The organism is Streptomyces mexicanus (genome assembly GCF_902506575.1).
GTDB classification, from domain to species: Bacteria; Actinomycetota; Actinomycetes; order Streptomycetales; family Streptomycetaceae; genus Streptomyces; species Streptomyces mexicanus.
Genome location: NZ_LR732544.1, coordinates 1,331,875 through 1,344,894, shown reverse-complemented (window position 1 = coordinate 1,344,894; position 13,020 = coordinate 1,331,875). Strand labels below are relative to the sequence as shown.

The window sequence follows — 13,020 nt, the reverse complement described above, 5'->3', positions numbered from 1 at the left end:
CCCCCGGCGAGTCCCCCGCCGCCGACGACCCTCCCGGTGGCCTGGGCCGTTCCTCCTCGGTCTGAGCGGCGCGCGGCGGCCCTCACGCAAGGGCCGCCGGCAGGGGGTCTCACACCGCTCTTCGGCGGATCAGGAAGCCGAGGACCAGGAGGCCGGGCAGGAGAGGGGCCCAGACGGTCAGGAGGCGGTAGCCCAGGACGGCTGAGGCGGCCGAGGCGCCCGGGGCACCCGCGGTGGTGAGCGCGAAGGCGAGGGCGGCGTCCAGGGAGCCGATGCCGCCGGGGGTGGGCAGCAGGGCGGCGGCGCTGCTCGCGGCCAGGTAGAGGAGCGCCACCCGCGCCGGGGACAGCGGCAGCCCGACGGCCTGCGCCACGGCGATCACCACCAGCGCGTGCGCGGCCGCGAAGGCCAGCGAGCCGCCCCACAGGGCCGCGGCGCGGTGCGGCCGGGTGTGCACGGCCCGGATGTCGGCGAGCACCGAGCACACCGCACGCCCGCAGCGCGCCCGCAGCGGGCCGCGCAGCAGCACGGCCGGCAGCACGGCGGCGGCCAGCAGGCCGGCCAGGACGGCGGCCACGGTCGGTGCCGAGACGTGCGGGAGCCGCAGCACGCCGGGGCAGGACGCGGCGAGTACGGCGATCAGGGCGGCCCGGGCCAGCGCGCCGGCCGCGGCCTTGACCGCCAGCGCGCTCGCCGAGCGGCCCGCGGACAGTCCGCAGCGCATCAGGAACCGGAGGTTGACCGCGCCCGCGCCGAGACCGGCGGGCAGGACGTGGTTGGCGGCGGAGGCCGCGAACTGGGCGGCCAGCAGCCGTCCCCCGGGCAGCCGTTCGGCCACCGAGCCCTGCTGGGCGAGCGCCGCGCACGCCCAGGTGGCGACGGCGGCCGCCGCGCCCGCGAGCAGCCAGCCCTGGTCCGCCCCGGCGAGCTGGTCGGCACCGGACTCCAGCACCGGCCAGTGCCGCCGGCCGAGGTAGGCGGCGCACAGCAGCACCACGCACAGGGCCGCGGTCTGCCACCGGCTCCGGCGACGCAGGACGGTGGCGGCGGCCAGGAGCGGAGAGGTCATGTGGCGGAGCCCTTCTGCACCGAGGCGGCCGGGACGGCGGGGGCGACGCCGGGGACCAGCGAGGCGTGGGCGGGTCGCACGGTCGCGGTGGCGTGGGCGGGTCGCACAGTCACAGAGGCGCAGGCGGGTCGCACAGTCACAGAGGCGTAGGCGGGTCGCACAGTCACAGAGGCGTAGGCGGGCCGCACAGTCGCGGAGGCGCGGGCGGGCCGCACGGTCGCGGTGGCGTGGGCGGCCGAGGTGGCGCCGGTGGCCGGGGCCGCGGAGGCCGACGGGGCGATGTACAGGCGCAGGTCGCCGAAGCGGTGGACCGGCCAGGTGCGGGCGTACTCGGGTGGGGAGCCGTGCGCGGTGGTGAGGGCGGCGGCCGGCATCCGCCGGGCCGCCTGCGCGAGACCCGCCGCCGTGGCGTTGGTGTTCGGGCCGTCGGTGGCGGCGGAGCCGCAGCCTGCGTAGAAGGCGATCGGCAGGGCGTCGTAGCCGGTGAGCAGGCAGGGCGGACGCACGCCGAGCCGGTGCAGTTCCGCCGCGGTGCGGTCCCAGGCGCGGCGGGCGGCGGTGGTCCGGGAGACGGTGTGCGCGAGCACGGCGTACTGCACCGCCAGGTGCACGGCGGCCGCGAGGACGACCACGCTCAGGACCGCGGGCCGCCACCGGCCGCCGGGCGCGCGGACCAGGTGCAGCAGCGCGTCGGCGACCGGGATCGCGAGCAGGGCGTAGGCGGGCAGCAGGAAGCGCGGCGCCGCGTAGCCGATGAGGAACAGGTACGGGAAGGCGGCCGCGGCGGCGCAGCCCAGCGCCAGCGCGGTGGGCAGGGTGCGCCCGGCCCGCCGGGCGAGGACGAGGCCGAACAGGGCCGGCAGCGGCAGGACGTACCACCAGAGGGTGACCAGGGGACTGGGCAGCGGGCCGGTGCACGGCCGGCACAGGGTCCGCCCGCCCAGGCTGCGCAGTTGGTCCAGGACGGCGACGTGCCAGCCCAGGCCGCCCTGGATGGCGGAGCCGTCGGACAGTCGGCGCAGCAGGCCGCCGTAGCTGACGTAGGCCTCGATCACCCACTCCGCGGAGCCGGCGAGCAGGCCGGCGAGGAGTGCGGCGAGGAGCTTGTGACGGCGGCGCGGCACAGCGAGGGCGAGCAGCGGGAGCACCGCCCACACCGCGTCCATCGGGCGCATCCACGCCATGAAGGCGGCCCCGCCGACCACGCCGTACAGCGCGGCCCGGTCGTGCCGGTCCGCGCGGGCGCGCAGGAAACAGCCGGTGCAGATCAGGGCGCCGATGGCGACCCAGTAGTTGGGCATCGCCTGGGGGCCGTAGAACAGCGTCACCCACAGGGAGGCGAACAGCGCGCCGGCGAGGGCGAGGACGCGGGCGGGGAAGAAGGTCCGCCACACGCGCAGGGCCAGGTAGAGGGTGAGGCCGGAGAGCAGGGCGAGGTAGACGCGCAGCAGGACGGTGGAGGAGGACCAGGAGGCGACGGGAGCGACCAGCAGCGAGACGCCGCGGGCGCGCGGGGCGCTGAAGTAGGCGGCCGGCGCGTGCGAGCTGACCTGGCTGACGTAGACGGTCTCGTCCCAGCCGAGGCCCATGCCGGGGCGCACCAGCAGCAGTTGGGCGAGGGTGAAGGCGGCGGCCACCGCCACGAGGAGAGCCTCGCCGCGCGGCCGGAGCGCCTGGCCGGCCCCCGCCGCGCGTCCGGGTCGCCGGGTCCCGGCGAGTACGGCGTGCGTACTGTCGGCCATCTCCACCCCTCCCCCTACGCACTGTAGGGTATCCGGCTGCTCAGTCTGCGGGACGGACGCAGGAGCCGGGTAAGACACCAGGGAACCGCCGGGAAAGCATCCGGAAAAAGCCGGCGAATACCCCGGGACGAACCAGGCAAAACGTAACCCGATACGTGGCGCGGCGCCGGGTGGGCTGCGCCGGACGCCGGACGGCACTACGCGCTGTAAGGTTGAGGGCATGGCTGGTAGAGGGCCTCACGGCAGGACGGAACGGCGCAGCTCGGGCGAGCTGGAGAGCGAGGTCCTCGCGACGCTGTGGGCGACGGAACGGCCGCTGACCCCGGCCGAGATCCAGCTGGAGATCGGTGGCGATCTGGCGTACAACACCGTGCACACGATTCTCAGGCGGCTCTACGACAAGGGACTGGTGCTGCGTGAGGTGGACGGGCGGCGGGGCGCGTACCGCCCGGCGAAGAACGCGGCGGAGCTGACCGCCCAGGCCATGCACGACGCCCTGGACCGCGGCCCCGATCCGATCGCCGCCCTGCAGCAGTTCGTCACCGGACTCAGCCCCGAGGAGGAGCGCGCCCTGCGCGACCTGCTCAGCCGCGGCCCGGCGTGACGGCGGGCGGCCTGCCGCCCCACCCCCCTCGTGCCGGGCGCCGCACGTCCGGCGTCCGGCGACGGATGGGTGTCAGGTGGCAGGCCGGTGTCCGGTGGCAGGCGGGCGTCGGGTGCCGGTGGCGCGGGGCGGCGCCGGCTCCCGCGCCGTCGCCGGGGGCCGCGCCGCCCGGTCGTTCACCGGGCGTTGGGGCGCCGGTGCGGGGGCTGTTCGGGTGCCGGGAGGTGTTTCTGCGGGGGAACCGGGTGGGACACCGGCGCGCCGGGTCGCAGCTCGACCGCCTCGCCGTGGTGGCGGACCGTCAGAGGGTCGCCGGACACCAGTGTGTAGGTGGCGGTCTGCTGGGTGAACTCCACGCGAAGCCGGCGTCCGCGGAACACCATGCAGAACGCCAGGCGGCTGAACTTCTCCGGCAGGCGCGGCGAGAACTCCAGCGTGTTCCCGGCGCGCCGCGCGCCGCCGAACCCGGTCACCAGGGCCATCCAGGTGCCGGCCAGCGACGCGATGTGCAGGCCGTCGCGCGTGTTGTGCTCCAGGTCCTCCAGATCCATCAGCGCCGCCTCGGCCGTGTAGTCGTAGGCGAGCCGCAGATGGCCCGCCTGCACGGCGATCACCGCCTGGATGCACGCCGACAGCGAGGAGTCCCGCACCGTCAGCGGCTCGTAGTAGGCGAAGTTGCGGGCGATGTGCTCCTCGTCGAACTCGTGTCCGCAGGTGTACATGGCCAGCACCAGGTCGGCCTGCTTGACGACCTGCTTGCGGTACAGGTCGAAGTAGGGGAAGTGCAGCATCAGCGGGTACTGGTCGGCGCGGGTGCCGGCGAAGTCCCAGCGCTGGTAGCGGGTGAAGCCCGCGCTCTGCTCGTGCACCCGCAGTTCGGGGTTGTACGGGATGTGCATGGCCGCGGCGGCGTCCCGCCAGGCGGCGCTCTCCTCGTCGTCGGCGCCGAGCCGTTCGGCCTCCTTGGGGTAGCGCTCCACGGCGTCGGCGGCGGCCAGCAGGTTCGCCCGGGCCATGAGGTTGGTGTAGATGTTGTCGTCCGCGATCGCGCTGTATTCGTCGGGGCCGGTGACGCCGTCGATGTGGAAGGTGCCGCGGTGGTCGTGGTGGCCGAGCGAGCGCCACAGCCGGGCCGTCTCCACCAGCAGTTCCAGCCCGGTGTCGCGTGCGAAGTCCTCGTCCCCGGTGGCGGCGACGTAGCGCACCAGGGCGTGCGCGATGTCGGCGTTGACGTGGAAGGCGGCCGTGCCGGCGGGCCAGTACGCCGAGCCCTCCTCGCCCTCGATGGTGCGCCACGGGAACGCGGCGCCGCGCAGCCCCAGCTGGGCGGCGCGCTCCCGGGCGGCGGGCAGGGTGTTCTGCCGCCAGCGCAGCGCCTCGGCCACGGCGTCGGGCGCGGTGTACGTCAGCACGGGCAGCACGAACATCTCGGTGTCCCAGAAGGCGTGCCCGTCGTAGCCCGAGCCGGTCAGCCCCTTGGCCGGGATCGCCCGTTCCTCGGCGCGGGCACCGGCCTGCAGCACGTGGAACAGCCCGAAGCGGACGGCCTGCTGGATCTCCTCGTCGCCGTCCACCTCGACGTCCGCGCGCGCCCAGAAGTCGTCCAGGTAGGCGCGCTGCTGCTCGGCCAGGCCCACCCAGCCGTCGTGCGCGGCGGCCGCCAGCGCCGCGTCCACCTGGTCGCTCATGGCCGGCAGCGAGCGGGTCCCGGACCAGCCGTGGGCGACGAGCTTCTCCACCCGCAGGGTCTGCCCCGGCTCCAGGACCGAGGCGACGGTCAGGCGGGCCAGGTCCGGGTGGCTCTCGCTGCTGGTGGTGGTGTCCTCGGGGCCGGAGACGACGTGGTCGGCGGCCACGGCCACCCGCAGGCCGCTGTTGCGGGTGCGGTGCACCAGGCGCAGCCGGTGGCCGGAGGCGAAGTCCTCCTCCGGTTCCAGCGGGGACTGCAGGGCGAGCGCGGCCCGCGGGTCACGGTCGGCCTCGGGCAGCTGCTCGTTGGCGACGAGTTCGGACTGGACGACGATGCGGACGTGGCAGTCGACGGGCTCCACCTCGTAGGCCACCGCGCCGATGGAGCGCTGGGTGAGGGAGATCATCCGGGTGGAGCGCACCCTGACCCGCGTGCCGGCCGGGGAACTCCAGTCGCAGGTGCGCTCCAGCACCCCGCGGCGCAGGTCGAGGACGCGCTCGTGGGAGTGCAGCCGGCCGTAGCGCAGGTCGAACGGCTCGTCGTTGACGAGCAGCCGCAGCACCTTGCCGTTGGTGACGTTGATGACGGTCTGGCCGGACTCGGGGTAGCCGTAGCCGGCCTCGGCGTACGGCAGCGGGTGCACCTCGTACACGCCGTTGAGGTAGGAGCCGGGCAGGCCGTGCGGTTCGCCCTCGTCGAGGTTGCCCCGCCAGCCCACATGGCCGTTGGACAGGGCGAACACCGACTCGCTCTGGGCCAGGACGTCCAGGCTCAGCTCGGTCTCGCGCACGGTCCACGGTTCGACGGCGTACGAGCGGTGGGTGATCATGCGTTGCCTCCCCCTTCGCCGAGGAGTTCGGCGAGGTCCTTGACGACGACGTCGGCGCCGTGCCGGTACAGGGCGTCGGTCTGCCCGACGCGGTCGACCCCGACGACGTACCCGAAGTGGCCCGAGCGGCCCGCGTCCATGCCCGCCAGCGCGTCCTCGAACACGGCCGAGCGGTCCGCGTCGACGCCGAGGTCGTGCGCGGCCGCCAGGAACGTGTCCGGGTGCGGCTTGCCGGGCAGTGCGCGCTCGCGGGCGACGACGCCGTCGACGCGGACGTCGAAGAGGTGTTCGGCGTCGATCGAGCGCAGCACGTCGAGGGTGTTGGCGCTGGAGGAGACGATCGCCGTCCTCAGTCCTTCGGCCCGCACCGCGTCGATGTAGCGCAGGGTGCCCTCGTAGGCTTCCACCCCTTCGGTACGGATTTTCCGCAGGACGAGTTCATTCTTCCGGTTGCCGACGCCGTTGACCGTCGCGGCGTCCGGCGGGTCGTCGGGGCCGCCCTCGGGCAGGTGGATGCCGCGGGAGGCGAGGAAGGTGCGCACCCCGTCGGCGCGGGGGCGGCCGTCGACGTACTCGTCGTAGTCGGCGACCGGGTCGAACGGCCGGTAGCCGGGGCCCTCCCGTTCCCGCAGGAACGCGTCGAACGTCTCCTTCCAGGCGGCCGCGTGCACCACGGCCGTCTTGGTGACGACCCCGTCGAGGTCGAAGAGGCAAGCCTGGATGTTCCGGGGCAGACCGAGCTGTGTCATACAGGCACCCTTCCCCGCATCGCGGCCCACAGCTGGTGTCACCGGCCACATCCGGCGTCCTTTCCGGCGACATCCGGTCCATCGGCCGCCCTCGTCCGCCGCGGGGGCGGGGCCGACCGGGTGACACACTGGAGCGCGTGCCGCTGACCTTCGACGACCTCCTCACCCGTGCCCGGTCCCTCGTCCGCGACGGCCACCGCGCCGTGCTCGGCATCGCGGGCAGCCCCGGCGCGGGCAAGTCCACCCTGGCCGAGCAGCTCGTACGGGCCCTCAACGGCGCCGGCGAGCCGTGGGTCGCGCACGTGCCGATGGACGGCTTCCATCTGGCCGACGCCGAGCTGGCCCGGCTGGGCCGCCTGGACCGCAAGGGCGCACCGGACACGTTCGACGCGGCGGGCTACGCGGCCCTGCTGCGCCGGCTGCGGGAGGAGTACGCCGCGGACGGCGACGGCGAGACCGTGTACGCGCCCGGGGTCGAGCGCGTCCTGGAGCAACCGCTGGCGGGCGCGATCCCCGTGCCGCCGACGGCCCGGCTGGTGGTGACGGAGGGCAACTACCTGCTGCTCGGCACCGGCGCCTGGGCGCGGGTGCGGCCCCAGCTGGACGAGGTGTGGTTCTGCGACCTGGACGACGGCGAGCGGATACGCCGACTGGTCGCCCGGCACGAGGAGTTCGGCAAGGACCACGCCGCGGCCGTGGCGTGGGTGCTGGGCACCGACCAGCGCAACGCGGACCTGGTGGCGGCGACCCGCGCCCACGCGGACCTGCTCGTCCCCGCCACGGCCGTGCCCCCGGGCTCCGCCGCGGCCGGGTGAGACACCCCACCCGGGCCGTCGTCCACTCGGTGAACGCGCGGCGGGCCGCCGGCCCTCGGCTCGGGGCGGTCTTCTGTGCGGCGATGCGGCGCCGGCCGCGGGGACGATGGCCGATTCGCGCTCAGGGCGATGGCCGATTCGCGCTCTGTCCGGAGCGTGCTGCCGGTGGTGCGCTGTCCTCGTGCCGGAGATCTTCGCGTCTGCTCTCGCCGTCGTCGGAACAGTGCTGGGCGCTGTCGTGGCGCACCGGTACCAGGACAAGAGCACGGTCCGGTCCGCGGCCCTCGCCGACCGGGAACGCCGCCACCAGCGTCTGCTCGACGCGTGTGCCGACTTCCTCGCCCTGGCGGAGGACTACCGGCAGGCGCAGTACGACCGGTGGACGAGCCAGCACGCGGAGCCCGGCTCCGAGGCGGCCCTTGCCGCCCGGGCCGAGTCCTACCGGCTCTACGCCGAGGTCCGCAGCAGCGTCTTCCGGCTTCGCCTCGTCGCACCCGGCCCGCAGGCGCAGCGCCTTGCCGAGCGGGCCGCCGAGATCCACGCGCGGACACGAGAGATCGTCTTCGCTGCGGACAAGGCGGACATGCTCGCCCGGGGCGAGGCCGCGGAACTCGCGTGTGACGCCTTCGCGGTCCGTGCCAGAGAAGTGCTCACCGCGGGAGAGTGACGGACGCGGACGCCGTCTGCCGGCCCGGTGGTCGCGGTCGCTGCGCGGCCGGGGTCACTTCTCCTCGAAGTCGTCGGGGCGGACGGCGGCCTCCTGGAGCGCCTCGCGCAGCGTGCGTCCGGTGGCGCCGGCCTGCTTCGGGGCGTCCTCCTCGCGGTTCTCGACCACCTCGTCGGTGGTGTCGGTCTTGGGCCGGTTCTCCTCGGGAACGGTCATGATGCCTGTACTCCTCGTCCGTGACGGTTGAGGTCCTGTCGCGGCGGCGGGTTCCCGTACGGCGCGGGCGTATCCGTCCTTCCTGTGCGGTTTCCGGCGGACGCTCTCCCGCCCGGTGATCCTGCGCGGCGCGGAAGCGAGGCAGCGGTCGCGGTGGGCCGGTGGGTGGCCGAATGCGGGTGCACACGCCCTGGTCACGGCCGTCGGTGAGCTATGTTGAAGCGCTGTGGGAGACAACTCGGGCGCCTCGGCGCCCTCGCCGCAGCAGGCGCGCGCGCAGGCGTCCGCGATCACCTCGGGCAGGGCGTTCGCGGCCGCCGAGCCTGCCCCGGCGTCCCAGCTCAGAGCGCTCTTCGACAGACCCCGGCTGTCTCCCGGGCACCGCCGCATCGCCCAGTACCTGATCGAGAACCTCGCCGAGGCGGCCTTCCTGTCGATCACCGAACTGGCCGACCGGGTCGGGGTCAGCCAGCCCTCGGTGACGCGGTTCGCCGGCGCGGTCGGCTTCAGCGGCTACCCCGCCCTGCGGGAGAAACTGCAGTCCATCGCCCTGCGCACCCTCGCGGGCGGGGCGGACGCGGCCGAGGAGGAGCGGGGCAACGAGCTGCAGGCGGCGGTCGACGCCGAGATCGAGAACCTGGAGAACCTGCGCCGGGACTTCGCCGACCCCGGGCGGGTGATCGCCGTCGGGCGCGAGCTGTCCCGCTCGGCCCCGCTGACCGTGCTCGGGCTGCGCATCTCGGTGTCGCTGGCCGAGTACTTCGCCTACGCGGCCCGGCGCATCCATCCGGACGTGCGGCTGGTGACCCGCGGCGGCAGCGTCGCCTATGACGCGCTGCTGCAGTCCCGCGAGGCCGGCGGCACCTGGGTGCTGGCCTTCTCCCTGCCCCGGCACGCCCACGAGACCCTGACCGCGGTCCGGGTCGCGCGCGGCGCCGGGCTCAAGGTGGCCCTGATCACCGACCTGGCCCTGGGGCCGGTGGCCGACGAGGCGGACGTGACCTTCGCGACCGGCACCGGTTCCCGCCTGGTCTTCGACTCCTACGCCGCGCCCGGCGTGGTGTGCGCCGCCCTGCTGCAGGCCATGACCGACGCCGACCCGGAGCGGACCCAGGCCCGGCTGGAGGAGTACGAGCAACTCGCCGACCAGCACCAGTTCTTCCTGAAGGACTAGGGCGTGTTTCGAAAGTCCCGTCTGGCCCGCGACGCCTGGCACGGCACCTCGCCGCGTTGTCGGGCTCGTCCGCGTACGCCCAGTACGCGGACGACCCTCCGCCTTGCGATGCACCGCGCCAGACGCCGCGGGCCCCGCCCTCCGGGCGGACGACGCTACTTTCGAAACACGCCCTAGCGGCACTTCTTCCCGAACGACCAGCGGACGGCCTCCGGCCGAGGGCCCGCGACCCGCATCCGGGCGTCGGCGCGGCCCGGACGCATATGAATGTTTTCATACGCCTTGCCAAGCCGGTGGCATATATAAATACTGCTCACGGACCGTGTCCCGACCCTCCGGACCCGCTCCACGGGGCGTCCGACCGCGCATCGCCCGCGCCGGCGCCTCCGGCGGCCCCGGTCGTCCCCTGGGCCGGGGCCGCCACCCCTGGCCGGACGGCCCCCGCCAGGACGCACACCGGAAGCGATGATCATGCCTGTGACGACCCCGCGCACCAGCCCGGACTGGCCCTGCCAGGTCAAGCCGCCGGGCAGTTACGACTGGCAGCGCTCGGCGACCCGGTGGCTGCGCGACCTGGTGCCCGCGCGCTACGGCGGCTCCCCCACGCTGGTGCGCCACCCCGTCCTGCTGGCCCGCCACGCGCAGATCCAGGTCCAGCACGAGATCCGCGTGGCCCGCACGGCCCTGCAGACCGCGCGCGCGGACCTGCCCGGCCTGGGCCTGCCCGAGTCGGTCATCGAGCACACGATCAAGCTGTACGCGGCGGAGCTGGCCCAGCTGCAGCACATCGCCCGCAGCGTGCGGGCGGTGACCCGGGCACTGGTGGAGCAGGGCACCCACCGCTGAGGGCACCGGCCCGCGCCCCCACCGCGAGGCCGCTCGGGCCCCAGGTCGGCCGCGGGCGGGCCGAGGTCACGGCGGATCCGGCCGTTTGCGCAGACCGTTCCCGAGATCGGATCCGCGGATCCGATACGACAACCGTGCGATCGGAGGGGGCCGTATGTGCGATGCTCGTGCCGTGACGAGCGAATCGCGCTCCCCCGCAGCGTCCGGCGGCGCGGTACCCGACCTGACGGCGCTGGCTCAGGTGGTGGCCAGGCAGCGGGCCGAGATGGACCGGCTGCAGGAGCAGGCTGCCACCTCCGCCGTGGTGGAGCGGGCCAAGGGGGCGCTGATGGCGCTGACCAGCTGCACCCCGGAGGCCGCGCACGAGGAGCTGCTCCAGCGGGCCAAGGCCGCGGGCCACACGCTGGTGGAGGAGTGCTGGATCACGCTCGGCACCCTGGTCCCGCCGCTGGGCCACGCCACCGCCCGTCCGCCCGCCGTCGCGCCGCCCGGCCCCGACGGCACCGTACCGGCCCCGCACCGGCCGGCTCCCGTCGAGGCGCCCGCACCGGCCGGGGACGACCGCGGCGACCCCGCCGCCCTGGCCCTGCTCGGCCGGGCGCTGGTGCACGTCGGCACGCCCCATGATCTCGCCCGCTGCCTGCAGGAGCACCTGGCCGGGCCGGTCGGGGCGGAGGCGGTGATGATCTACCGGCGGCTGCCCGGCGGGGGACTGGACCTGATCGGGCACGCCGGCATCGACGACACGCTGGCGCACCAGTGGCGGCACGTGCCGCCGCTCAGCGGGGTCGCCGCGCACGACGCGCTGGACGCGCGTGAGCCGCGCTGGCTGGAGGACCTCCCCCAGGACAGCGCGCGGTACCTGCTGATCGGCGACCCGGCCCGGCAGTGGCCGTCGCGCGCCTGGCTGCCCGTGGTCGGCGGTGGCGGCCGGGCCGATATGGCCATCGGGGTGCTGCGGGGCAGCGGCGGGCCGTTCAGCCGGCGCTCCCGCGCGCTGTTGCTCGGCGCCGCGCGGCTGTGCGCCGGCCGGCTGCGCGCCTTCGACGTCCGCCCCGAGCACGGCACCGACGTCCCGGAGGAGGTGCGCGCGCTGTTCGACGCGCTGCCCGGCCTCACCGTGCTGCTGACCCCGCTGCGCTCGCCGGCGGGCGAGGTGGAGGACTACCGCATCGACGCGGTCACCCGGCAGACCGTCGACGTGCTCGGGCGCGGCGGACGCGACCTGGTCGGGCGGCGCGTCCTCGAATGCTGGCCGGCGGTGGCCGAGGAGCCGCTGTGGCGGGGCCTGCTGGACACGCTCGGCTCGGGGGAGCCGTACGAGAGCGAGCCGTACGCGCAGCAGGAGTTCGTCGCCGGCGGCCAGGAGCTGGCCCTGTACTCGGTGCGGGCCGCGCGCGTGGGCGACGGACTGCTGCTCACCTGGCTGCGCCAGGAGTCCTCCGACCGGCAGGTGCAGCGCCTGGCGGACCTGCAGCGCCTGGGCCGGCTCGGCTGGGCCACCTGGAACCTGGTCACCCATGAGGCCGCCTGGTCCTCGCAGGTGTACGAGCTGTGCGACCGCGACCCCGGGCACGGCCCGGTGCGGCTGGAGGAGCTGGCCCACCTCGCGCTGCCCGAGGACGCGCCCGCGCTCGCCCGCGCGGTGCGCGAACTCCTCGTCGCCGGAGAGCCGTTCGACGTGCTCTTCCGGAAGAAGTCCGGGGCCGCGACGCGGCACCTGCGCATCGTCGCGGAAGCCGTCCGCGACGCCGACGGCACCCCCGTGCAGGTCCACGGCTTCGTGCAGGACCTCACCGCGCAGCGCAGCGCCGAACTGGCCCTGGTGGAGAGCGAGCGCGCGATCCTGGCCCAGCAGGGGATCCTGCAGGCCGAGCGGATGCTGGCGGGACGGCTGCAGCACGCGCTGCTGCCGATGCCGCGCCGGCCGGTGCGGCTGGCCGGGCTGCGCGTGGACCTCGCGTATCTGCCGGCCGAGTCGGGGATCCATGTCGGCGGCGACTGGTTCAGCGCGATCGAACTGCCGGACGGGGACGCGTTGTTCGTGGTCGGCGACGTCGCCGGGCACGGCCTGGACGCGGTGGCCACGATGGCCCAGCTCCGCTTCACCGCCAAGGGCATGATCTTCACCGGCTCGTCGCTGACGGGGGCCCTCGCCCGCCTGAACACGCTGCTGTTGCACTCCCGCGACACCAAGGGCACCGCCACCCTCGTGCTCGCCCGCTACCAGCCCGCCGAGCGGCGGCTGCTGTGGGCGCAGGCGGGCCATCTGCCGCCGCTGCTGCTGCGCGACGGCGAGGCGCGCTATCTGGAGCGTCCGCGGGGCGTGCTGCTGGGCGCGACCGAGACGCCGGTCTTCGAGGAGGCCGAGTGCCGGCTGCGGCCCGGGGACCGGCTGCTGCTGTTCACCGACGGACTGGTCGAGCGGCCCGGCGAGGGCATAGAGCTGGGCCTGGAACGGCTGGCGAAGACGGCCGCGGCCCACCGCACGGACGCGCCCGGCTCCCTGGGCCCCCTGCTTGCCTCCATGCTGGAGGGCGAGCGGCGCGACGACGTCTGCGTGCTGGACATCCGGGTGCCGAGGGAACCGGCGTAGGCCACTCCCCCGGTCGTCCGCCC

At 75.0% G+C, this 13,020-nt stretch carries 10 protein-coding genes and 1 pseudogene; 6 read left to right on the top strand and 5 right to left on the bottom strand.

What is annotated here, in order from left to right; all coding sequences use genetic code 11:
* Window positions 1-109: 109 nt before the first annotated feature.
* Together GV126_RS06110 and GV126_RS06105 are read right to left on the bottom strand one after the other, a co-directional pair.
* The gene (locus GV126_RS06110) at window positions 110-1,069 is read right to left on the bottom strand and encodes a lysylphosphatidylglycerol synthase domain-containing protein (protein WP_159663347.1); all 960 of its coding nucleotides are present in this window, start codon (window positions 1,067-1,069) and stop codon (window positions 110-112) included.
* A 263-nt stretch (window positions 1,070-1,332) separates the two neighbouring features.
* Window positions 1,333-2,811: pseudogene (locus GV126_RS06105) on the bottom strand (hypothetical protein); the annotation flags it as partial.
* Between the two features lie 220 nt (window positions 2,812-3,031).
* On the opposite strand from GV126_RS06105, the gene GV126_RS06100 reads away from it, so the two are divergent.
* Window positions 3,032-3,415: a BlaI/MecI/CopY family transcriptional regulator gene (locus GV126_RS06100; RefSeq protein WP_159663345.1), complete on the top strand. Its 384-nt coding sequence runs from the start codon at window positions 3,032-3,034 to the stop codon at window positions 3,413-3,415.
* Window positions 3,416-3,591: 176 nt separating this feature from the next.
* Here GV126_RS06100 and GV126_RS06095 read toward each other — a convergent pair whose 3' ends face one another.
* Window positions 3,592-5,934 carry a glycoside hydrolase family 65 protein gene (locus GV126_RS06095; protein WP_159663343.1) on the bottom strand — a complete coding sequence of 781 codons (2,343 nt, stop codon included), beginning with the start codon at window positions 5,932-5,934 and terminating at the stop codon, window positions 3,592-3,594.
* Entirely contained in the window at window positions 5,931-6,683 is a 753-nt protein-coding gene (locus GV126_RS06090) for a beta-phosphoglucomutase family hydrolase (RefSeq protein WP_159663341.1), read from the bottom strand. Before GV126_RS06090 ends, GV126_RS06095 begins: the two co-directional genes overlap by 4 nt.
* A gap of 137 nt (window positions 6,684-6,820) precedes the next feature.
* Here GV126_RS06090 and GV126_RS06085 point away from each other — a divergent pair, with 137 nt between their 5' ends.
* Both GV126_RS06085 and kilB read left to right on the top strand, forming a co-directional pair.
* A complete protein-coding gene (locus tag GV126_RS06085) occupies window positions 6,821-7,498 on the top strand; it encodes a nucleoside/nucleotide kinase family protein (protein WP_159663339.1) in 678 nt (225 codons plus the stop codon).
* Window positions 7,499-7,679: 181 nt separating this feature from the next.
* On the top strand, window positions 7,680-8,165 hold the full coding sequence (gene kilB / locus GV126_RS06080) for a plasmid transfer protein KilB (RefSeq protein WP_159663337.1): 486 nt from the start codon (window positions 7,680-7,682) through the stop codon (window positions 8,163-8,165).
* A gap of 54 nt (window positions 8,166-8,219) precedes the next feature.
* On the opposite strand, the gene GV126_RS35675 is transcribed toward kilB, so the two are convergent.
* On the bottom strand, window positions 8,220-8,381 hold the full coding sequence (locus GV126_RS35675; RefSeq protein ID WP_201299803.1) for a hypothetical protein: 162 nt from the start codon (window positions 8,379-8,381) through the stop codon (window positions 8,220-8,222).
* A 226-nt stretch (window positions 8,382-8,607) separates the two neighbouring features.
* Between GV126_RS35675 and GV126_RS06075 the strand changes: the two genes are divergently transcribed.
* The 3 genes from GV126_RS06075 to GV126_RS06065 all read left to right on the top strand — a co-directional run bounded on the left by GV126_RS06075 (window position 8,608) and on the right by GV126_RS06065 (window position 12,997).
* Window positions 8,608-9,555: a MurR/RpiR family transcriptional regulator gene (locus GV126_RS06075; RefSeq protein ID WP_159663335.1), complete on the top strand. Its 948-nt coding sequence runs from the start codon at window positions 8,608-8,610 to the stop codon at window positions 9,553-9,555.
* 465 nt (window positions 9,556-10,020) lie between these two features.
* A complete protein-coding gene (locus tag GV126_RS06070; RefSeq protein ID WP_201299802.1) occupies window positions 10,021-10,401 on the top strand; it encodes a hypothetical protein in 381 nt (126 codons plus the stop codon).
* Window positions 10,402-10,555: 154 nt separating this feature from the next.
* Window positions 10,556-12,997, top strand: a complete 2,442-nt coding sequence (locus GV126_RS06065; protein ID WP_159663331.1) for a SpoIIE family protein phosphatase — start codon at window positions 10,556-10,558, stop codon at window positions 12,995-12,997.
* The last annotated feature ends 23 nt before the right edge of the window (window positions 12,998-13,020 follow it).

Excerpts from the sequence above, each read along its gene's own strand:
- GV126_RS06110 (WP_159663347.1), bottom strand. The coding sequence starts at position 1,069 with ATGACCTCTCCGCTCCTGGCCGCCGCCACCGTCCTGCGTCGCCGGAGC.
- GV126_RS06100 (WP_159663345.1), top strand. The coding sequence starts at position 3,032 with ATGGCTGGTAGAGGGCCTCACGGCAGGACGGAACGGCGCAGCTCGGGC.
- GV126_RS06095 (WP_159663343.1), bottom strand. The coding sequence starts at position 5,934 with ATGATCACCCACCGCTCGTACGCCGTCGAACCGTGGACCGTGCGCGAG.
- GV126_RS06090 (WP_159663341.1), bottom strand. The coding sequence starts at position 6,683 with ATGACACAGCTCGGTCTGCCCCGGAACATCCAGGCTTGCCTCTTCGAC.
- GV126_RS35675 (WP_201299803.1), bottom strand. The coding sequence starts at position 8,381 with ATGACCGTTCCCGAGGAGAACCGGCCCAAGACCGACACCACCGACGAG.
- GV126_RS06070 (WP_201299802.1), top strand. The coding sequence starts at position 10,021 with ATGATCATGCCTGTGACGACCCCGCGCACCAGCCCGGACTGGCCCTGC.
- GV126_RS06065 (WP_159663331.1), top strand. The coding sequence starts at position 10,556 with ATGTGCGATGCTCGTGCCGTGACGAGCGAATCGCGCTCCCCCGCAGCG.